Below are 21973 nucleotides of genomic sequence, written 5' to 3'. Positions count from 1 at the left end.
TGGCAACGTCTTTGTGACCCACTTTCCGTGGGCCTCAACTAACAATCAGCGGGAGATAAAGCCCCCCACTGATTGAAGTTTCACTTTATTATACTTGGAGGTAAAACATGAATCTGCCAAATAAAATTACAGTGTCTCGTATCTTGCTGATACCGATATTTCTGCTCGTCATGCTCGTCCCTCTTTCATGGGGAAACGTAGAGTTATTAGGAGCTGAAATGCCCGTTACCCATCTGATTGGAGCTCTTATTTTTATTATTGCTTCGGTTACCGATTGGGTCGACGGCTACTTTGCCCGCAAGTACAATCTGGTTACAAACCTGGGCAAGTTTCTTGATCCGCTTGCAGACAAGCTTCTCGTCTCTGCAGCATTAATTGTGCTGGTTGATCTTAACCTTGCTCCATCGTGGATTGTCATTATTATAATCAGCCGGGAATTTGCTGTAACAGGTTTAAGGCTTGTTCTGGCAGGGGAAGGAGAAGTAGTCGCAGCTAACCAGCTTGGCAAAATTAAAACCTGGGCTCAGATTGTGGCCATTTCTGCACTGCTTTTACATAATATTATTTTTGAAATGGTATCAATCCGCTTTGATCTGATTGCCCTGTGGGTTGCGATGTTCTTTACAATATGGTCCGGCTGGGACTACTTTGCTAAAAACAAGCAGGCCTTCATTAACTCAAAATAATTACTTTACCCGGAGGGGGCTTTTGAATGAATGCTGAAATTATTGCTGTCGGGTCTGAGCTTTTGCTTGGACAAATCGTTAATACAAATGCCCGCTTTCTTTCCCGGCAGCTTGCTGAACTGGGCATTAACGTTTTTTACCATACAGTGGTTGGAGATAACCCAGAGCGCCTGAGATCGGTGATCAAAATAGCCGAAAGCCGTTCTGATTTGATCGTCTTCACGGGCGGCCTGGGACCGACAAAGGATGATTTAACAAAAGAAACGATTGCCCGCCATCTTGGCAAAGAGCTCGTCATGGACGAACAGGCGCTTGAATCTATACAGCTGTATTTTAAACGCACCAACAGAGAGATGACTGAGAATAATAAAAAACAGGCCCTGGTTCTTGAGGATGCACAGGTGCTTCCTAATGAGCATGGAATGGCACCCGGAATGATTGCCGATAGTGGCCGGCATGTTTTCATGCTTCTTCCGGGGCCGCCAAACGAGATGGAGCCGATGTTCCTTAAACATGCCTTTCCAGCCTTGCAATCCAAGCTGGGAACCGAGGATGTAATTGTTTCCCGGGTGCTGCACTTCTTCGGGATTGGAGAAGCCATGCTGGAAACGGAGATTGAAGATATTATTGATGCTCAGAGCAATCCAACCATTGCCCCGCTTGCATCTGATGGGGAAGTTACTCTGAGGCTCACAGCAAAGCATAGTCAGCCTAACACGGCCATGATGCTGATTAATGAAGCTGAAACTAAAATTCTGGAGCGTGTCGGCGAATACTTCTATGGCTATGATGATACTTCCCTGATGTATGAGCTCACCAAGCTGATTAAGGAGAGCAGCATGACTATTTCGGCAGCGGAGAGTTTAACAGGCGGCATGTTCCAGGAGGAGTTTACATCCATTCCGGGAGCCGGCGGACTTTTAAAGGGCGGAGTGGTCTGCTACACAAACGAAGTTAAGGCTGAAGTATTAAAAGTCCGCAAAGAAACGATTGATAACGACGGGGTCGTCAGTGCACAGTGTGCTGCCGAGCTTGCTGAGAATGTCGCAAGCCTTACAAATGCCGATATCGGTATCAGCTTCACAGGTGTTGCCGGTCCGGATGAATTGGAAGGCAACCCTGTCGGTACAGTATATATAGGCATTTGGATAAAAGGAAGGCCGGTGCAGACCGAAAAGCTGAACCTTGGAGGTACCAGGGCAGCCAATCGGGTTCGTACAGTAAAATACGGCTGCCATTTTCTTATTAAAGCATTAAAAGAAACTCAGAACGCTTAAAAATGCGTTCTGAGTTTTTAGTAGCCAAAAATAATAGACAGACTTCTTGCCGAAATGCGATTTCATCTACTGATTGACCCTTGAAAAACCTCACTTTCCCCGGCATTCTTGATATTTTCAGGCATAATGTGCAAGAGAAAAAAAACGAATGGATGTTCGACTTTTTGCTCGACAAATGCGTTTAAAAGGTTTATAGTAGAGTTAGGTTTTGAGATGAGACAAAACGAATCTAATCAAAAGACAGATTCGTCTATATAAAAGGAGGAACTATTAGTGAGTGATCGTCAAGCAGCTCTTGAAATGGCGTTAAAACAAATAGAAAAGCAATTTGGTAAAGGTTCTATCATGAAGCTCGGGGAACAGACTGACCGCAGAATTTCCACTGTACCAAGCGGATCTCTTGCTCTTGATGCAGCTCTTGGGGTAGGCGGCTATCCAAGAGGACGTATTATTGAAGTCTATGGACCGGAAAGCTCAGGTAAAACAACAGTAGCCCTGCATGCTATTGCAGAAGTTCAGGCAAGCGGCGGACAAGCAGCGTTTATCGATGCCGAACACGCCTTAGACCCTGTTTATGCACAAAAACTTGGTGTGAATATTGACGAACTTCTTCTTTCTCAGCCGGATACCGGGGAGCAGGCGCTTGAAATTGCAGAAGCCCTTGTTCGAAGCGGTGCTATTGATATTCTCGTAGTTGACTCTGTGGCAGCCCTTGTTCCCAAGGCTGAAATTGAAGGAGAAATGGGTGACTCCCATGTGGGTCTGCAGGCCCGCCTTATGTCACAGGCACTTCGTAAGCTATCAGGCGCAATCAACAAATCAAAGACAATCGCAATTTTCATTAACCAAATCCGTGAAAAAATCGGAATTATGTTTGGAAACCCTGAGACGACTCCAGGGGGACGCGCATTGAAATTCTACTCTTCCATCCGCCTTGAAGTGCGCCGTGCAGAAACTCTTAAACAAGGCAATGAAATGGTTGGTAATAAGACAAAGATTAAAATTGTCAAAAATAAAGTCGCTCCTCCATTCCGAGTGGCGGAAGTTGACATCATGTACGGTGAAGGAATCTCCAAGGAAGGTGAAATCATCGATCTTGGCTCTGAGCTGGATATTGTCCAAAAGAGCGGTTCATGGTACTCATTCAACGAGGAGCGCTTAGGCCAAGGCCGTGAAAACGCCAAGGTATTCCTAAAAGAAAACCCTGAAATCCGCCTGACTATCCAAAAACAAATCCGCGAACATTATGGACTTGATGAAGAAAAAGTAGCCAGTGGAGACGAAGGGCAGGAAGAATTCGAGCTGATCGATTAATACAAAGGAAAAGCAAAGTCCTGAGTGGCTTTGCTTTTTTTTTCTTCAAAAGTGTTCAAACCAATCGAAATATTAAGAAAAGCCCTTAAGACAAACCCTTGACAATAAAATTCCACAGCTTTACAATTAAAAATGTATATTTTACATTTTATATGTAAAGAAATTCTTATTGAGTCAGACTCTGTCTGGCTCCAGGCTCCATTGGCATTTCATACGTTAATAAACTGCCAGCCGTCAGATGGATGCCCAGTGCTTTTTTAAGATTGAAACGTTTAAAAGCCTTAGTGCTGTATATTGAATTGGACAATGTACATGCCAACACTTTAAAAAACGTAACACAAACAAGTTCATAGCAAGAGGAGGTGAAATGATGGATCTAGTAACAGCAATCATCTCCATTTTGCTTGGCCTAATCGTCGGTGCTTTTGTTGGCTATTTTGTTCGCAAATCTATTGCCGAAGCTAAAATTGCAGGAGCTAAAGATGCTGCTGAGCAGATTTTGGAAGACGCAAAGCGGGAAGCTGAGGCTACGAAAAAGGAAGCCCTGCTTGAAGCGAAAGATGAAATTCACAAGCTCCGCACAGATGCGGAAAGTGAAGTTCGTGATCGAAGAAATGAACTGCAAAAACAAGAAAATCGCTTAATGCAAAAAGAAGAGAACCTTGATCGCAAAGATGAAACGTTAGATAAACGTGAAGCGCTTTTAGAAAAGAGGGACGATTCTCTTAGCAAAAGACAACAGCATATTGAAGAGATGGAAAGCAAAGTGGAAGATATGATTAAAGAGCAGCAAGCTGAGCTGGAACGCATCTCAGGCTTGACTCGTGAAGAGGCAAAGTCCATCATTTTAGAGCGCACTGAGCAGGAAGTGGCTCACGATGTCGCCATTATGGTAAAAGAGAGCGAGACCAGAGCGAAAGAGGACGCTGATAAGAAGGCGAAGGAAATCCTGTCACTGGCTATCCAAAGATGTGCAGCTGATCATGTAGCAGAAACTACTGTATCAGTTGTCAACCTGCCAAATGATGAGATGAAAGGGCGTATTATTGGCCGTGAAGGCCGTAATATCCGTACTCTGGAAACCTTGACCGGAATTGATCTTATTATCGATGATACGCCGGAAGCGGTTATTTTATCCGGCTTTGATCCAATTCGCCGTGAAACTGCACGCTTAGCTTTAGACAAATTGGTTCAGGACGGTCGCATCCATCCAGCTCGGATCGAGGAAATGGTCGATAAGGCCCGCCGTGAAGTGGATGAACACATCCGCGAAATCGGAGAGCAAACCACTTTTGAGGTTGGTGTTCACGGCCTGCATCCAGATTTAATCAAAATTCTTGGCCGATTAAAATTCCGTACAAGCTACGGCCAGAACGTGTTAAAGCATTCAATGGAAGTGGCTCAGCTTTCAGGGCTGCTGGCTGCCGAATTGGGACAGGACGAAACATTGGCACGCCGGGCAGGATTGCTTCATGATATCGGTAAAGCAATTGATCATGAAGTGGAAGGGAGCCATGTTGAAATCGGTGTGGAGCTTGCCACTAAGTATAAGGAGCATCCTGTTGTCATAAACAGTATCGCTTCCCACCATGGTGACACAGAGCCAACATCAATCATTGCCGTGCTTGTCGCTGCAGCTGATGCTTTATCAGCAGCAAGACCTGGAGCAAGAAGAGAGACGCTTGAGAACTATATTCGCCGTCTTGAAAAGCTTGAAGAGATTTCCGAATCCTATGATGGTGTTGAAAAATCATTCGCCATTCAAGCTGGACGCGAAATCCGCATTATGGTTAAGCCTGAACAAATTGATGACCTTGAAGCTCATCGTTTGGCAAGGGATATCCGTAAGAAGATTGAAGAAGAACTTGATTATCCAGGCCACATCAAGGTTACGGTTATCCGTGAAACGAGGGCCGTTGAATATGCAAAATAAAGCGATGCACATGCATCGCTTTATTTCTTTTTCAGGGTGTGCTTAAAATTGAAGCAGGAAACTGTGTTACACTAAGAATAAGAACTGAAAAAGCATACATATATCTTTATAAACAGAAAGGGATATGACATGAATATATTATTTGTCGGAGATGTGGTGGGATCCCAAGGCCGGGATATGATCACTGAATATGTACCGAAGCTTAAAGAAAAATACCGGCCGCATATCACTATTATTAATGGGGAAAATGCAGCAGGAGGAAAGGGAATTACGGAAAAGATTTATCGGGGATTTCTTGAGGCTGGTGCACAGGCGGTGACACTCGGGAATCATACATGGGATAACCGGGAAATTTTTGAATTTATTGACCGCGCTAAATATATGGTTCGTCCGGCTAATTTTCCTTCTAATAACCCTGGCAAAGGCATGGTTTTTTTGAAGTTTAATACAGAAGAAGTAGCTGTTATCAGCCTTCAGGGCAGAACTTTTATGAATACAAGTGACTGCCCTTTCCAAAAGGCAGATGAATTGATAAAAGAAGCCCGGGAAAGGACTCCATTTATTTTTGTTGATTTTCATGCAGAAGCAACAAGTGAAAAACAGGCCATGGGCTGGTATTTAGATGGAAAAGTATCAGCAGTCGTAGGTACGCACACCCACGTGCAGACAGCCGATAACCGCATTTTGCCTGGGGGGACGGCCTTTATGTCTGATGTGGGGATGACAGGGCCTTATGACGGTATCCTTGGTGTGGAAAAAGAAGCAGTGATCAAAAGGTTTATCTCAGGGCTCCCGGTTCGATTTGAGGTTCCGAAAGAAGGCAGGACCCAATTGAGCGCAGCGGTCATTGAACTGAATCCTAAAACAGGATTGGCCAAAAAAATTGACCGGATCCTAATTAATGATGACCATCCTTTTTACTCATAAATTGGTAAAAGACTGCATCCGGAGGGGCCGGAACGCAGTCTTTTTGTATTAGCAGAAACAAGACTTAAGGTGCGCTTTTCTTGGACAAGCAGAAATCAGTAAGAAAATCAGGCTGAAACCCAGCTTTTTTTGTCCAAGCCGGAATATGTGAATTCCAACCTGAATATAGTAGCAATGGAATGATATATAGACCTGGTGCTAAATTCCATCAAAGCGGGTAGTGTATGAACGGAAAGAAATGGCCTGACTTGAAGGCATTCGGCCATTACAGAAGGTTATATCTGCGCTTTGAGCAATGCATACAGGAGGGGTAAAACGAGGAGGAGCTAGGAATGGAAATATTAAAAGTTTCAGCAAAATCTAATCCTAATTCTGTAGCTGGTGCGCTTGCTGGAGTTCTTCGCGAAAGAGGAAATGCGGAAATCCAGGCAATTGGTGCGGGTGCATTGAACCAGGCTGTTAAGGCAGTAGCGATCGCAAGAGGATTCGTAGCGCCTAGCGGAGTGGATTTAATTTGTATCCCTGCATTTACGGATATCCTGATCGACGGCGAAGAACGGACTGCCATTAAGCTGATTGTGGAGCCGCGTTAGCCCGAAAGCTTCAGAATGGGAAATCATCCTTTGTCATATGCATAAGTCAGTAAAATATAGATTCTTACAAAAACAATAAACCTGTTTGCGTTATAGGCAAACAGGTTCTTTTTTTAATAAGATAATGCTAAGGAGAAAAAGAGGGAGGAAGAACGCTTGAAAATATTTGATGCACATTGTGATGTTCTATATAAAATGTTTATGGACAGAAGGATTGACTTTCAAAATTCAGGCAGTCTTCAGGTGGATCTGGAAGCGCTTCAGGCATCAGACCTAAAGGTTCAGTGCTTTGCCATTTATGTTCCGGAATCCGTCCATCCGGAAATGAAGTTCAACGCAGCCCTTTATATGGTCAATCTGTTTTACGAGAAAGTGCTTAAACCCAACCCGCAATTAAAGCTCATTAGAAGGACCGGGGACATAGACATGCTGAAGGATGATGAGACAGGAGCGATGCTGACCTTGGAGGGCTGCGACGCAGTTGGCTGCGATCTGCTTAAATTGAAGACGCTTCTCAGGCTGGGAGTATCTTCAGTGGGATTAACCTGGAATTATGCAAACTGTGCAGCTGATGGAGCGCTTGAGGAGAGAGGGGCAGGCCTGTCTTCTTTTGGCAAAGGGGTGGTGCATGAACTAAATGCCAGTAAAGCATGGTGCGATGTTTCCCATCTTTCTGAACGGGGCTTCTGGGATGTGATGGAGTGGGCCGACTATCCTATTGCCACTCATTCAAACTGCTATACTTTGTGCCCGCATCCGCGCAATTTGACGAACGAACAGATTGAAGCGCTGATTGACAGAGACAGTGTGATGGGCATTACATTTGTGACTGAATTTTTATCAGGAAATCAATCAGCGGCAATTACTGATGTTCTCAGGCACCTGGAATATGTATGTTCACTGGGGGGAGAGAATCACGTCGGATTCGGTTCGGATTTTGATGGTACAGATGGGAAAGTTACAGATTTGGAGGATGCAAGAAAATACGATAACCTGATAAATGAACTGTTAAAATATTATTCTGATATACAAGCTGAAAAATTTTTATTTGGGAATTTTTATAGCAGGTTTCCAAGGTGAAAATGTTGAAAAAACTATATATCAAGGTATGTGAGGAACTTCAAAAATCCACAATTAAATAATCTTTTTAGCATTTTTCAAAAAATAAAAAAATATTCATCTTTTAATCGATAAATATACGGAAAGGGTTGCTTTTTTAGACACATAGGTCTAGAATTGAAAGCGTTTAGTACCCATCCATCTTCCAGAATATAGCCTAAAATGCATGTTGAAATGGCGGAGTGACTGGACAAGTACTACACTGATATAAATAAAGCGTTTTTACATATTTTCTTAACGTATCTAAAGGGGTGTAAGAGATGATCAATCAACTTTCATGGAAAGTTGGAGGACAGCAAGGGGAAGGTATTGAAAGTACCGGAGAGATTTTTTCCATTGCGCTAAATCGTTTAGGCTACTACCTGTACGGTTACCGCCACTTTTCATCACGAATTAAAGGCGGGCACACGAACAACAAGATTCGTGTCAGCACGTCACAAATCCGTTCTATATCAGACGATTTAGATATTCTGGTAGCTTTCGACCAGGAAACAATCGATTTAAACTACAAAGAACTTCACGATAAAGGGATCATGATTGCAGATGCGAAATTTGATCCTAAACAGCCAGAAGATACGAATGCAGTTTTGTTTGCAGTGCCTTTTACAGAGATTGCTACAGAGCTGGGAACATCCCTGATGAAAAACATGGTTGCTGTCGGCGCGACATGTGCAGTTCTAAATCTAGATATTAAAGTATTTGAAGAAGTAGTTCAAGAAATTTTTGGACGAAAAGGACAGCAGGTTGTCGATAAGAACATGGAAGCCATTCAGGCAGGCTTTGATTTCATGAAAGAAAAGCTTGGCGATGATGTGGAATTAATGGAGCTTGAAAAAGCTGACGGGCTGAAGCGTTTATTTATGATCGGAAACGATGCCATCGCTCTTGGTGCACTTGCAGGCGGCTGCCGCTTTATGGCCGCTTACCCAATCACACCTGCATCCGAAATTATGGAATACCTGATTAAAAAGCTTCCTGCGCTTGGCGGATCTGTTATCCAGACGGAAGATGAAATTGCCGCGGTTACAATGGCAATCGGTGCAAACTACGCTGGTGTCCGCTCACTTACAGCATCTGCCGGTCCTGGGCTTTCCCTTAAGATGGAAGCAATCGGCCTTTCAGGGATAACTGAAACACCTCTGGTTATCGTGGATACACAGCGTGGAGGACCTTCCACAGGACTTCCGACAAAACAGGAGCAGTCTGATTTAATGGCAATGATTTACGGAACTCATGGCGAGATTCCAAAAATCGTCCTTGCTCCAAGCACTGTACAGGAAGCATTCTATGATACTGCTGAAGCTTTCAACCTAGCAGAAGAATACCAGTGCCCTGTTATAATCCTATCAGATTTGCAGCTTTCTCTTGGAAAACAGACAGTGGAGCCGCTTGATTTCAGTAAAGTTGAAATCCGGCGCGGAAAGCTTGTTACAGAAGAACTTCCTGAAATCGAAAATAAAGGTTACTTTAAGCGCTTTGAGGTTACAGAAGATGGAGTTTCTCCACGTGTAATTCCTGGCATGAAGAACGGAATCCACCATGTGACAGGTGTTGAGCATGATGAAACTGGAAAACCTTCAGAATCAGCTGCCAACCGCAACGCTCAAATGGATAAGCGTTTCCGTAAGGTTGAAAATATTAAATTCAATACACCTGTTCACAAGAATGCTCCACATGAAGAAGCGGACTTGCTGATCGTTGGCTTCAACTCTACTAGGGGCGCAATTGAGGAAGCTATGAGCAGGCTTGAACAGGATGGCATTAAAGTAAACCATGCGCAAGTTCGCCTGATTCATCCTTTCCCAACTGATGAATTATTGCCGCTTGTAAAAACAGCTAAGAAAATCGCCGTAGTTGAAAACAATGCTACAGGACAATTAGCGAACATCATGAAGATGAACGTCGGACATGCTGAGAAAGTATATAAGCTATTAAAGTACGACGGAAATCCATTCTTGCCGCATGAAATTCACACAAAATGCAAGGAGTTGTTCTAAATGGCCACATTTAAAGACTTTCGAAATAATGTAAAACCAAACTGGTGCCCGGGCTGTGGAGACTTCTCCGTGCAGGCTGCGATTCAGCGTGCGGCAGCAAATGTTGGTTTAGAGCCTGAGAACTTAGCTGTCGTATCAGGCATCGGCTGTTCCGGACGTATTTCCGGTTATATTAATTCTTATGGTTTCCACGGTATTCATGGACGTTCACTTCCGATCGCCCAGGGTGTTAAAATGGCTAACCGCGATTTAACAGTTATCGCCTCCGGTGGTGACGGAGATGGCTTCGCGATCGGTATGGGCCATACGATCCATGCGATCCGCCGTAATGTGAACATCACTTATATCGTAATGGATAACCAAATTTATGGTTTAACAAAAGGACAGACTTCACCTCGTTCTGCGGCTGGCTTTAAAACTAAGTCCACTCCGCAAGGTTCAATAGAACAGGCGATTTCTCCAATGGAAATGGCATTAACAGCTGGTGCGACCTTCGTGGCGCAGAGCTTCTCAACCGACCTTAAAGATCTGACTGCGTTAATCGAAGCAGGAATCAAGCATGATGGCTTCTCTTTAATTAACGTGTTCAGCCCATGTGTTACATACAACAAAGTAAACACATATGACTGGTTTAAAGAAAACCTGACAAAGCTTAGCGATGTGGAAGGTTATGATCATTCAAGCCGCGAAATGGCTATGCAGACTCTTATGAAGCACAGTGGTCTTGTAACTGGCCTAATCTATCAGGACGCTGAGCGAAAGTCATATCAGGAGCTGCTTTCAGGTTACTCTGAAACTCCATTATCCCAAGCGGATCTTCAACTTGATCAAGATCACTTTGATAAACTTGCAGCTGAATTTATGTAATAGACCAGAAGCTCGGGGCACCCGGGCTTCTTTTTTTGAGTCTAATGTGACACTTATCACACACAAAATACTATATTTAGTCTAGTATTAGTGATTGTGCAGGATTGAAAATATCCCTGATCGTACATACAAGTAATAGCTGCTGATAAGAGGCAGAGTGCGGTTTTCTATTGTTTTAACTATCAGAAACCCTTATACTATAATAATGTGCACATGTATATTGCACAGCATGATATTACTGTTAAATGTGTTTTAATGATAGATGCTGCTCAGGAGAAAGAGAAAGGGGATAAATGATGAACGAAAAACAACGTTTAGAAAGCCAGCAAGTGCAAACAGCAAATCCTTCGGACAAAAAATCCGTAAAAGATTACAGCAAATACTTTGAAACTGTTTACACTGCACCTTCCTTAAAGGAAGCGAAAAAACGCGGAAAAGAAGAAGTAAAATATCATAAAGATTTTAACATCCCTGAAGAGTTTCATGGCATGGGAAATGGCCGAAAATTCTATATCCGCACATACGGCTGCCAGATGAACGAGCATGATACCGAAGTAATGGCCGGCATTTTTCTTGGTCTTGGCTATGAGCCAACAGACTCAGTGGAAGATGCGAATGTCATTTTGCTTAATACATGTGCCATCCGGGAAAATGCCGAGAATAAAGTGTTTGGAGAACTTGGCCATCTTAAACATTTAAAAAAAGAAAAACCCGATCTTCTGATTGGGGTCTGCGGATGTATGTCCCAGGAAGAATCGGTTGTTAATAAGATTCTTAAAACATATAACCAGGTAGATATGATTTTTGGAACACACAACATCCACCGTCTTCCTAACATTCTTCAAGAAGCCTATATGTCAAAGGAAATGGTTATTGAAGTATGGTCTAAGGAAGGGGATGTAATTGAGAACCTTCCAAAAGTGCGCCGCGGCAATATTAAAGCATGGGTTAACATTATGTACGGCTGTGATAAATTCTGCACTTACTGCATTGTTCCTTATACACGCGGAAAAGAGCGGAGCAGACGTCCTGAGGACATTATTCAGGAAGTTCGCCAGTTAGCGGCACAGGGCTATCAGGAAATTACCCTACTTGGGCAAAACGTAAACGCATACGGAAAAGATTTTGAGGATATGAAATATGGCCTTGGCGATTTGATGGATGAAATGCGCAAAATCGATATTCCACGCGTACGTTTTACAACCAGCCATCCGCGCGACTTTGATGATCATCTGATTGAAGTGCTTGCGAAAGGCGGAAATCTGGTAGAACACATTCACCTTCCGGTTCAATCCGGTTCTACGGATGTCCTGAAAATCATGGCACGGAAATATACAAGAGAACAATACCTGGAGCTGGTTCGCAAGATTAAAGCGGCTATTCCAGGGGCAACTTTCACAACTGATATCATTGTTGGCTATCCTAATGAGACAGAAGAGCAATTTGAAGAAACAATTTCCCTATACAGGGAGGTAGGCTTCGAAGCTGCTTATACGTTCATTTACTCACCTCGTGAAGGTACACCAGCTGCCAAAATGGTGGATAATGTACCAATGGAAGTAAAGAAAGAGCGCCTTCAGCGTCTGAATGCAGTTGTAAATGAATTATCGGCAGAGGCAATGAAACAATATAAAGGCCAAACTGTCGAAGTCCTTGTGGAAGGGGAAAGCAAGAACAATCCTGAAATTCTTGCAGGATACACAAGAAAGAACAAGCTTGTAAACTTTAAGGGGCCAAAAACAGCGATCGGCAAAATTGTAAAAGTAAAAGTAACTGATGCAAAGACATGGTCCCTAAACGGAGAAATGGTTGAAGAACTAGATGCGGTTGAGGTGAATCAGTAATGGCTAAATACACAAAGAACGAGATTGTTGAACGTGCGAAGGATTTGGCACGCATGATTGCAGAGACAGAAGAAGTGGATTTCTTCAAACGTGCAGAAGCACAGATTAATGATAATGAAAAGGTTAGTGCTACCATTACAGCCATCAAAGGCTTGCAAAAGCAGGCTGTTAATCTTCAGCATTATGGAAAAGCTGAAGCATTAAAGAAGACGGAAGAAAAAATAGCCAAATTGGAGCAGCAGCTGGACGAGATTCCTGTAGTACAGGAATTCAAGCAATCCCAGGTGGATGTTAATGAATTGCTGCAAATAGTGGCAAATACGATTTCCAACACAGTAACAGACGAAGTCATTACTACTACAGGCGGAGATTTGCTGAGCGGCGAAACGGGATCAAAGATCAAGAACAGCAGCTGTTCACATTAATTACAGATACCGAGACACCCTGCACTAGTTAGTGCAGGGTGTTTTTTACGCTCTATATTTAAGGGAGGATTTGGTATTGGCCATGGGTTGTGGGGGGGCCATTTATTGGTTTCGTAATAGTTCTACTGCTTTTAAAAATTCTTTTCTATACTCCTGCTGTTCAATAATCGCAGCATTTAATGTCGACAGCAAGGATTGATTGAGCATGTTGGTTCCTGCATCATCAGACTTTTTGTCCAAAAAGTTAAGAAGGAAAGTATATACAAGGAGCAATGTCGAGTAATTATCTACATATGTGAGATTAATAGCCCGTCCGCCCTTTCCACCGGCAGCATGGTTATTGATGGACGGTATTCCGGCTTCCGCAGCCATATCAATAAACTCCTTTGGAATACCCAGCTGCTTGAGGACTTCCGGATCCAGATCCAGCTTTTGTATATTTTGACTTAGCATGGTACTCCCTCCCTTCTTTTTGGACATTTTAAGACTCTGCATAGAAAAATGGCACTATTTTTATATTACGCCTTATTGCTTTGCTGCTGAGTTGTAGTGTTTACGGAAATAGCTGTGGAGTCTCCTCCATTTGCAATATTGTATTGAGCGGAAAGAATCGGAATGTTGATTAGTGCAGCATTGACAGCAAATCCGCCTCCTGAAATCGGCAATTGACCGTTCAGGTTTGTTTGCGGAAGATTGGCTTGTGCAGCGAAAGTAAAAGCTTCAGCTTCGTTGCCGCTGTCTGCTCCATTTACTGCTCCTCCGCTTGGCAATACACTATTGTCATTTTCGTAATCGTTATAGCATCCTGATAGCATGGTTTTCACCTCCTTCAATTGATTGAAGTGGCTGATGCCCAGATTATGAATCTTTCTTGATCATGTCGGTAAGATCTAAATCCAAAAGTTTTTTACCATTTACAGATAGTTTCACCTGTTTATAATCCTCGGATGTTTCCACAACAGGCAGCAGATTTTTTAATGCTGGAATTATATTCCCGATCCCGGAGGAATTTTTTGCGAAGAGACCTTCCAAGTTTTTCAATGGCTTAAGAGATTCCATTAGATTTCCTTTTAACTCTTCAGACTGAATTTTTTCTAATCCTTTTGTATAAATTCCGCCCAATGATTCGGTAAATTTGGCAACCATTTGTTCTGCATATTGTTTTGCTTCTTCCCCTGTCAGCTCTTTCCCATTGATTGAAACTGTATAGCTGGAGTTCTCCTTGTCTGCCATTCCTGTTCACCTCCTTATAGATAGTTTATTATATTGATTCAATAGACAAGCTGTCTCCGCAGGTGTAATAGGACAAACGTGCATTTTTCAATTACTTACCTATTTGGGGGGGAAAGCCGCTTACTTATGGCAGCCATTATACATATTTAATCTCCAGCAGGATTTGTTCAGACCGGAACATTCGCCCGCTTCCGGCATACTATAAATCATGCCAATACTTTTGCCTAACATTCATAAAAATTATCGCACACTAGTCTAATATCCCGCATAGGATGAATTGAAAATGAATGAGGAGGGTTCGCTCGCAATGGGAGATTACAGAGAGATTATAACGAAAGCGGTCGTTGCGAAAGGACGTAAATTCACACAGTCCAATCATACGATCTGCCCGTCACACCATCCGTCAAGCATACTTGGCTGCTGGATCATAAACCATACGTACGAGGCGAAAAAAGCTGGAAAAACAGTGGAAATCTGCGGCCATTATGACATTAACGTTTGGTACTCTTTTAACAATAATACAAAAACCGAAGTTGTTACCGAACGGGTTGAGTATAAAGATGTCATTAAGTTGAAGTACCGTGATCCGGACTGTTTGGATGATCATGATATCATCGCCCGTGTTCTGCAGCAGCCGAGCTGCTGTGAAGCTGTCATTTCTCCAAACGGCAACAAAATCATCGTCACAGTGGAAAGAGAGTTCATGGTCGAGGTAATCGGCGAAACAAAAGTGTGTGTAGCTGTCTACCCAGACAAGTGCGAATGTGATGATGACGCTTGGGGACTTGACGTGGAAGATGAAGAATTCGAGGATTTAAATCCGGATTTTCTGGTGGGAACTGAAGAAGAGTAATGACAAACTAGGAGGTTTTACTTCCTAGTTTTTCTTTTTATACTTTCCTCTAAAATCAAGCGAAATAAGGATAGCACCTTCCATCTTTAGTCTGAATTCTTTTGAATAGCATTTACTTAGAATGGAGTTATCAGATGCAAAGGGGAGAGGCGAAGATGAAAATATTTCAAGTGAATTTAAAGTGCCATGATATGCATAAGATGAAAGAATTTTATACAAATGTGCTGGAGATGGAGCTGCTGACAGAGACTGAGAGTTATTTTACGATAATGGCTGGCACAACAAGAATCCTTTTTGAAAAAGATGATGCGATTCCTTATTATCATGTGTGTTTCCGGACAAATGCCAAATACTTTGATCATATGTATCAGAAATTAGGGGCTGAAAGTGTGCTGCTTCCAAATCAGAAAGGCGAGTACAGCATGTTTTGGAAGGGCAAGCAGGCATATTTTATCGACCCGGACGGAAATATTCTGGAGATGCTGGAGCGTCCCTTAGAGGGATTAAAAAAGAAGGGGATCCAATGGCATGATGTCGGTGAGGTTGGTTTGCCTGTTAAGGATGTTGCTGCAATGAAGCTGGAATTAGATCAGTACCTGAAAAATGAACAAGTGGATTCCAGTGAGGCGTTTGCCTTTTACGGGGACAGCAAGGGGGTTTTTGTCCTGGTGAAGGAGGGAAGGAATTGGTATCCAACTGAAAGGGCTGCTTTTATTTCTCCTGTTAAAATATTTGCATCAGGACAAAGGGATGCCAGGTTTAAGCATCAGGAATATCCATACGAACTGATTGTGAGAAAAGAATGGGAAGGGAGCATCCCTGCTGTACAATTTCGGATTGCACGTCCGACAAATCAGCTTGATAAGCTTATTGCCTTTTACGAAGAAGGACTGGGTCTGAAGAGAGTCGGCGAATTTTGGAACCATGAAGGCTATGATGGGATTATGTTTGGTCTGCCTGACAGCCAGTATCATCTTGAATTTACTCAATCCAAGGAAAAAATGGAGCTTCCGCAGCCTGCTAAAGAGCATCTATTAGTTTTTTATGTGGGAGACCGTCTGGAGAGGGATAACATTGCCGACAGGATTGCTGCTCTTGGATATCTGGAAACAGAGCCGGAAAATCCTTATTGGAGCAGAGGCGGATTGACGTTTGAAGATCCCGATGGGTGGCCGATTGTATTAATGAATACCCCGGGTATATGAGGCTATCGGTTTACCGGGCTCTTTCGGTGTTATTTTTAAAATGATAAAGCCATCGTTTTCCTGTATATGTTAAAATAGCAAAGTAGTAAACTGAATTCAGAAAGGTTGAGGGTTTATGTTTAAAAAAGTTGCTTCTGATGTGCTGGGCTTAAGTGATGTGGGAAGTGTCATTCACCCGGCTGATTATGACAAAGTCGATGCAGATGATTATGTCCTGCACGAAGATAATGAGAAAATCTATTTCCTGATCAAGTCCAAATCCGATGAATATTGCTTTACAAATAAGGCGCTTATTCATTTGGATGGTACCAGCGCAGTCAGCAAAAAACGCACTTTAAAGCGTTACAGCTACCGCGAATATACCATCTCAAACGTTATGCTGGAAACAGCCGGTACAGTTGATTTGGATGTGGAAATCAAATTCGTAATCGGATCTCAGGCCTTCTCGATTGACGTACATAAAAAGCATATTGAAGAATTGAAAGATTTATATAAAGCCCTGATCCGCATTTCCGAGATCTGCAGAGAAAATGAAGTTTCCATGGAATATGCTGAAAAAAGCCTAAGCTTGGCATCAAGCACCCTTGGCCGTTCAGTATCCAATCAGGATGCCAACGTAGTGGACAATTTCCGCGTATTAAATGAAACGGCCTTCAACTGGCTGATGAACAGCCGCAAGAAATACAATGTGAAAGATTTTGGGTATGTGTTTGAAAAATACATTAATAACTAAGAATCCTGGCAGCTCTCCATTGGGGAGCTGTTGTTTTATTGTGGCAAGACTGTTTTGCTGGTCACTAAAGGCAAAAAATGTTTAGCCTCTGAGTTGATTTTCGCTGTGGGCACTTGATCCTCGAAACATCAAAACCTATTAAGAAATACCAAGGCAAATATTGCACATCTGAGTCACCAAATAATCTATGATATAATGAAAAAGACGTTTTTAGAGGAATCCTCTTAAACAAAACTATAAAAATAATAGATTATGAATCGTTGGAGGAAGTTATGGCAGCAGCTTACACGCCTATGATACAGCAATATTTACGGGTAAAGGCAGAATATCAGGATGCCTTTTTATTTTTTCGCCTTGGCGACTTTTACGAAATGTTTTTTGATGATGCACTTAAAGCATCACAGGAGCTTGAAATCACGTTAACGAGCCGCGAGGGAGGCACGGAAGAACGGATTCCCATGTGCGGAGTGCCATATCATTCAGCACCGGTATATATTGAACAATTGATTGAAAAAGGATACAAAGTCGCAATCTGCGAGCAAACGGAAGACCCAAAACAGGCAAAAGGCGTTGTGAAGCGGGAAGTCGTTCAGCTTATCACGCCTGGAACAATGATGGAAGGCAAAGGTCTTCAGGAAAAAGAAAACAACTACATTGCATCGATTTCTGCTTTTGAAGATGAAACCTTTGGATTTGCCACCAATGATTTATCCACAGGTGAGACGAAGGTAACAATGTTAAGCAACGGGTTCGAGGAGGTTTTGAACGAGCTGTCCATGTCAGGAGCAAAGGAAGTAGTCATCTCTTCCGACTTTGATGGGGAATGCCAGAGGAGAATGAAAGAACGCTCCGTCATGGCGATTTCTTTCGAGGATGATTGCGGAGTCCGGGACTCCTTTGAAGGACTTCTGGATGACTTAAATCAGGACAAGCTAAGGAGGACATCTTCCAGATTAATTAATTACCTGTACCGCACGCAGAAGAGAAGTCTGGATCACCTTCAAAAAGTGGCGACTTATCAAGTAAATCAATACATGAAAATCGATTATTTCTCGAAAAAGAATCTCGAGCTGACAGAGACCATTCGCAGCAAAGGCAAGAAGGGCTCGCTATTGTGGCTCCTCGATGAAACAAAGACAGCTATGGGAGGACGTCTATTAAAGCAATGGATCGACAGGCCGCTTATTGATGAACAGGAAATTAAGCTCCGACATTCTTTGGTTGAAACACTGATAGGCTCTTTCTTTGAACGAGAAGAAATCCGGGAAAAGCTGAAGGAAGTCTATGATCTGGAACGACTTGCAGGAAGAGTCGCTTTTGGAAATGTAAATGCCCGCGACCTAGTGCAGCTAAAGAAATCTCTTCAGCAGATACCTATTTTAAAAGAAATGGTCTCAAATCTGCCGAATGAGGAAGCACTGAGGCTCGCTGAGCGCCTGGATGCCTGTGAAGAAGTAACGGATACTTTGGAAAGCGCCATAATGGAAAATCCGCCGCTGTCTTTGAAAGATGGAAACATTATACAGGACGGCTATCATGAAGAGCTTGATAAATATCGCGATGCCAGCAGAAACGGGAAGACCTGGATTGCCCAGCTGGAGAAGCAGGAACGTGAAAAAACGGGCATCAAATCTTTAAAAATCGGTTTTAATCGTGTGTTTGGCTATTATATCGAAGTAACCCGCGCAAATCTGCACCTTCTTCAGGAAGGACAATATGAGCGTAAGCAGACCCTTACCAATGCAGAGCGATTTATTACGCCTGAATTGAAGGAAAAAGAGGCACTCATACTGGAAGCGCAGGAAAAGTGTGTGGAGCTCGAATATGAATTATTTACGAATGTCCGCGAATATATAAAAGAATATATTCCGAGATTGCAAAAGCTGGCGAAAACGGTTAGTGAGCTGGATGTTCTTCAGTGCTTCGCCGCTGTCAGCGAACAGAGACATTATACAAAGCCAAATTTTTCAAATGAAAGACGGGTTTATATCAAAGACGGCCGCCATCCTGTTGTTGAAAAGGTGCTGAACGCACAGGAATATGTGCCTAATGACTGTTATATGGATGCGGACAGGGAAATGCTGCTGATTACCGGGCCGAATATGTCCGGTAAAAGTACGTATATGAGGCAAATCGCATTGACCGCGATTTTAGCGCAAATCGGCTGCTATGTGCCTGCTTCTGAAGCCGTGCTGCCGATTTTCGACCAGGTATTTACGAGAATAGGGGCTGCCGATGACCTTATTTCCGGCCAGAGTACGTTCATGGTCGAGATGCTTGAAGCGAGAAATGCCATCGTGAATGCTACTCAAAACAGTTTGATTCTGTTCGATGAAATCGGACGCGGAACTTCCACCTATGATGGAATGGCTTTGGCGCAGGCAATCATTGAATATATACACAACCGGATTGGTGCGAAGACTTTGTTTTCCACTCACTACCATGAATTGACCGTGCTTGAAGAAGATCTGCAAAAAGTGAAAAACATCCATGTCAGCGCTGTCGAGCAAAATGGACGGGTTGTATTCCTTCATAAAATTAAAGAAGGAGCAGCAGATAAGAGTTACGGAATCCATGTTGCCCAGCTTGCAGAGCTGCCGAATGAACTGATTGTCAGGGCAAATGAAATTTTAACAGGGCTGGAATCGAACGACCCTCATCAAGTTAAAAATGAGATTCCTGCTGCAGAAAAGATTGAAGAGCCTGCTGCGCAATTATCCTTTTTCGAGGAACCTGAAGACGTGAAGAAAGCTTCAATAAGCTCTAAAGATAAGAAGATCATTGATAAAGTCAGAGCGCTCGATATTCTGGATATGACGCCAATGCAGGCATTAAATACATTATATGAGCTGCACAGGAAATTGAAGAATTAATATACAGGGGGTGACGAGATGGGGAAAATCATTCAGCTCGATGATTCGCTTTCAAATAAGATTGCTGCCGGCGAGGTGGTGGAGCGGCCTGCATCAGTGGTAAAGGAATTGATGGAGAACTCTATTGATGCAGGAAGCACGATTATTGAAATTGAAGTGGAAGAGGCCGGCCTGGCTAAAATTCGCATCATTGATAATGGCGACGGGATTGAGGAAGATGATGTCCTGAATGCCTTTCATCGCCATGCTACCAGTAAAATAAAAGACGAAAATGACCTTTTCCGCATCCGCACGCTCGGATTCCGCGGCGAGGCCTTGCCCAGTATTGCGTCTGTTTCCAGAATTGAGATGAAAACTTCAACTGGCGATGCGGGAACGCGCGTCGTCATCGAAGGCGGAAAAGTGGACGTGATGGAAAAGGCGCCCGGCAGAAAAGGGACTGACCTGACAGTAACGGATTTATTTTTCAACACTCCGGCACGGCTTAAATATATGAAGACGATTCACACAGAGCTTGGCAATATTACAGATGTGGTTAACAGGCTGGCACTTGCCCATCCGGAGGTCGCCATCCGCCTGATTCATAATGAGCGTAAGCTTCTGCAGACGAATGGAAACGGGGATGTCCGGCAGGTGCTTGCAGCTATTTATGGAATTAATATCGTGAAAAAGATGGTTCGGATTGAAGCAAGCTCACTTGATTTTAAAATCAGCGGCTATGCAGCACTGCCGGAAATTACAAGGGCGTCAAGAAACTACATTTCCACCATGATCAATGGACGATTTATCAAGAATTACTCATTGGCAAAAGCCATTCAGGAGGGGTATCATACACTGCTGCCAATCGGCCGCTACCCGATTGTACTCCTGAACATTGATATGGATCCGCTCCTTGTCGATGTGAACGTCCATCCGTCGAAAATGGAGGTGCGCTTAAGCAAGGAACATGAATTGAATGAGCTTGTATCAGGTGCTTTGAAGGCTGCATTTAAAAAAGAGGAACTGATTCCTTCCGGATTTACACAGCCGAAAAGCCTGAAGCCCAAGTCGGAACAGACAGCTCTTAATCTGGATCATTTGCCGGAGCAGCGCGAGCAGGTGTCTTCTTTTGTGCGTGAAACGAGGGAGGAGGCTGTTCGGCAAAATTCGGACAGAGCTGTTCTGCAAAGCTCACAAAGTCCTCCAGCCGAACCGCAAGCAGCAAAAACTCCTGACTTACAGGATGCACCTTCCATGGACTTTAGTCCTTCATCAGAAGAATTGCCTCAAGCGGATCCGCACATATTCCAGTCCGAAGAGCCGAGAGCTGCAGGAATGGAACAGTTTTTCGCAGAGACTGCCACGGTAGAGGAGCCATCGCGTGTGCCCCCGCTTTATCCGATCGGGCAAATGCATGGGACTTATATTTTTGCACAAAATGACCGTGGACTTTATATCATTGATCAGCACGCCGCCCAGGAGCGGATCAAGTACGAGTATTTCAGGGAGAAAGTCGGCCAGGTTGAAAGCGAATTGCAGGAAATGCTCATACCGCTGACCTTTGAATACTCAACGGATGATTATATTAAAATTGATGAATACAAAGGCGAACTTGAAAAAGTGGGGGTATTTCTGGAGCAGTTCGGACATAACAGCTTTATCGTCCGTTCCCACCCGCAATGGCTGCCAAAAGGCGAAGAACAGGAAATCATTGAGGATATGATTGAACAACTCTTAGCCATGAAGAGAGTCGATATTAAAAAACTGCGCGAGGAAGCTGCCATCATGATGAGCTGTAAAGCTTCCATTAAAGCGAACCACCATCTGCGCAATGATGAAATCCAGGCGCTGCTTGATGAATTGCGGAGGTCCTCCGATCCGTTCACATGCCCGCATGGACGGCCGATCATCATTCATTATTCGACTTATGAAATGGAGAAAATGTTTAAGCGGGTAATGTAGAAAGAGAGGGACGCTGAACCTGAGTGGTTCGGCGTTTTTAATTTCTAGACTATAATAATGTTATGTAAACAAAACAGGAATTTCACTCTAACAACTATCTTTTCGCTCATAAAAAACGAAATATCGCTCAAATCGTCACTATACCAAACAAAA

General features: G+C 43.3%; 19 protein-coding genes and 1 pseudogene. 17 read left to right on the top strand and 3 right to left on the bottom strand.

All coding sequences use genetic code 11. From position 1 onward, the window contains the following. Positions 1-107 precede the first annotated feature (107 nt). The 11 genes from pgsA to CE058_RS07305 all read left to right on the top strand — a co-directional run bounded on the left by pgsA (position 108) and on the right by CE058_RS07305 (position 12982). Positions 108-686, top strand: a complete 579-nt coding sequence (gene pgsA, locus CE058_RS07355) for a CDP-diacylglycerol--glycerol-3-phosphate 3-phosphatidyltransferase (RefSeq protein WP_035330725.1) — start codon at positions 108-110, stop codon at positions 684-686. Between the two features lie 26 nt (positions 687-712). Beyond that, entirely contained in the window at positions 713-1963 is a 1251-nt protein-coding gene (locus CE058_RS07350) for a competence/damage-inducible protein A (protein ID WP_163141660.1), read from the top strand. 273 nt (positions 1964-2236) lie between these two features. After that, complete coding sequence (gene recA / locus CE058_RS07345) at positions 2237-3277, top strand: recombinase RecA (protein ID WP_048008962.1); 1041 nt, start codon at positions 2237-2239, stop codon at positions 3275-3277. Positions 3278-3644: 367 nt separating this feature from the next. Continuing rightward, the gene (rny, locus tag CE058_RS07340) at positions 3645-5210 is read left to right on the top strand and encodes a ribonuclease Y (RefSeq protein ID WP_483297534.1); all 1566 of its coding nucleotides are present in this window, start codon (positions 3645-3647) and stop codon (positions 5208-5210) included. A gap of 129 nt (positions 5211-5339) precedes the next feature. Beyond that, on the top strand, positions 5340-6137 hold the full coding sequence (locus CE058_RS07335; RefSeq protein WP_163141658.1) for a TIGR00282 family metallophosphoesterase: 798 nt from the start codon (positions 5340-5342) through the stop codon (positions 6135-6137). A 332-nt stretch (positions 6138-6469) separates the two neighbouring features. Further along, positions 6470-6730, top strand: coding sequence for a stage V sporulation protein SpoVS (gene spoVS, locus CE058_RS07330; protein WP_009330666.1), 261 nt, complete (start codon positions 6470-6472; stop codon positions 6728-6730). Between the two features lie 156 nt (positions 6731-6886). Continuing rightward, a complete protein-coding gene (locus CE058_RS07325; RefSeq protein WP_163141655.1) occupies positions 6887-7810 on the top strand; it encodes a dipeptidase in 924 nt (307 codons plus the stop codon). Positions 7811-8109: 299 nt separating this feature from the next. Next, positions 8110-9846, top strand: a complete 1737-nt coding sequence (locus CE058_RS07320) for a 2-oxoacid:acceptor oxidoreductase subunit alpha (RefSeq protein ID WP_048008958.1) — start codon at positions 8110-8112, stop codon at positions 9844-9846. Then, the gene (locus CE058_RS07315) at positions 9847-10713 is read left to right on the top strand and encodes a 2-oxoacid:ferredoxin oxidoreductase subunit beta (protein ID WP_048008957.1); all 867 of its coding nucleotides are present in this window, start codon (positions 9847-9849) and stop codon (positions 10711-10713) included. Positions 10714-11009: 296 nt separating this feature from the next. Further along, complete coding sequence (miaB, locus tag CE058_RS07310) at positions 11010-12557, top strand: tRNA (N6-isopentenyl adenosine(37)-C2)-methylthiotransferase MiaB (protein ID WP_048008956.1); 1548 nt, start codon at positions 11010-11012, stop codon at positions 12555-12557. Beyond that, on the top strand, positions 12557-12982 hold the full coding sequence (locus tag CE058_RS07305) for a YlbF/YmcA family competence regulator (RefSeq protein ID WP_048008955.1): 426 nt from the start codon (positions 12557-12559) through the stop codon (positions 12980-12982). The genes miaB and CE058_RS07305 overlap by 1 nt, the downstream gene beginning before the upstream one ends. Before the next feature lie 102 nt (positions 12983-13084). On the opposite strand, the gene CE058_RS07300 is transcribed toward CE058_RS07305, so the two are convergent. From CE058_RS07300 to CE058_RS07290, 3 genes are all read right to left on the bottom strand, one after another. Beyond that, positions 13085-13435: a hypothetical protein gene (locus CE058_RS07300; RefSeq protein WP_048008954.1), complete on the bottom strand. Its 351-nt coding sequence runs from the start codon at positions 13433-13435 to the stop codon at positions 13085-13087. A gap of 65 nt (positions 13436-13500) precedes the next feature. Continuing rightward, entirely contained in the window at positions 13501-13797 is a 297-nt protein-coding gene (locus CE058_RS07295) for a hypothetical protein (protein ID WP_163141651.1), read from the bottom strand. Positions 13798-13840: 43 nt separating this feature from the next. Beyond that, positions 13841-14215, bottom strand: a complete 375-nt coding sequence (locus tag CE058_RS07290; RefSeq protein WP_163141649.1) for a hypothetical protein — start codon at positions 14213-14215, stop codon at positions 13841-13843. A gap of 307 nt (positions 14216-14522) precedes the next feature. Between CE058_RS07290 and CE058_RS07285 the strand changes: the two genes are divergently transcribed. The 6 genes and pseudogenes from CE058_RS07285 (at position 14523) to mutL (ending at position 21820) form a co-directional block, all read left to right on the top strand. Next, positions 14523-15068 carry an outer spore coat protein CotE gene (locus CE058_RS07285; protein ID WP_048008951.1) on the top strand — a complete coding sequence of 182 codons (546 nt, stop codon included), beginning with the start codon at positions 14523-14525 and terminating at the stop codon, positions 15066-15068. A gap of 134 nt (positions 15069-15202) precedes the next feature. Continuing rightward, a pseudogene (locus tag CE058_RS25265) lies at positions 15203-15535 on the top strand (VOC family protein); the annotation flags it as partial. Between the two features lie 348 nt (positions 15536-15883). Next, the gene (locus CE058_RS24720) at positions 15884-16273 is read left to right on the top strand and encodes a VOC family protein (RefSeq protein ID WP_204260527.1); all 390 of its coding nucleotides are present in this window, start codon (positions 15884-15886) and stop codon (positions 16271-16273) included. A gap of 115 nt (positions 16274-16388) precedes the next feature. Continuing rightward, the gene (locus tag CE058_RS07275) at positions 16389-17006 is read left to right on the top strand and encodes a PH domain-containing protein (RefSeq protein WP_048008949.1); all 618 of its coding nucleotides are present in this window, start codon (positions 16389-16391) and stop codon (positions 17004-17006) included. Between the two features lie 272 nt (positions 17007-17278). Beyond that, positions 17279-19879 (top strand): DNA mismatch repair protein MutS, encoded by a 2601-nt coding sequence (mutS, locus tag CE058_RS07270; RefSeq protein ID WP_163141643.1) that lies wholly within the window; start codon positions 17279-17281, stop codon positions 19877-19879. A gap of 18 nt (positions 19880-19897) precedes the next feature. Then, positions 19898-21820 (top strand): DNA mismatch repair endonuclease MutL, encoded by a 1923-nt coding sequence (mutL, locus tag CE058_RS07265; protein WP_048008947.1) that lies wholly within the window; start codon positions 19898-19900, stop codon positions 21818-21820. Positions 21821-21973 lie beyond the last annotated feature (153 nt).

The sequence above is a fragment of the Bacillus sp. 22-7 genome, assembly GCF_010628845.1.
GTDB classification, from domain to species: domain Bacteria; phylum Bacillota; class Bacilli; order Bacillales; family Cytobacillaceae; genus Cytobacillus; species Cytobacillus firmus_B.
Note: the sequence above shows the minus strand (reverse complement) of the source record. Positions and strands in the feature narration are given on the sequence as shown.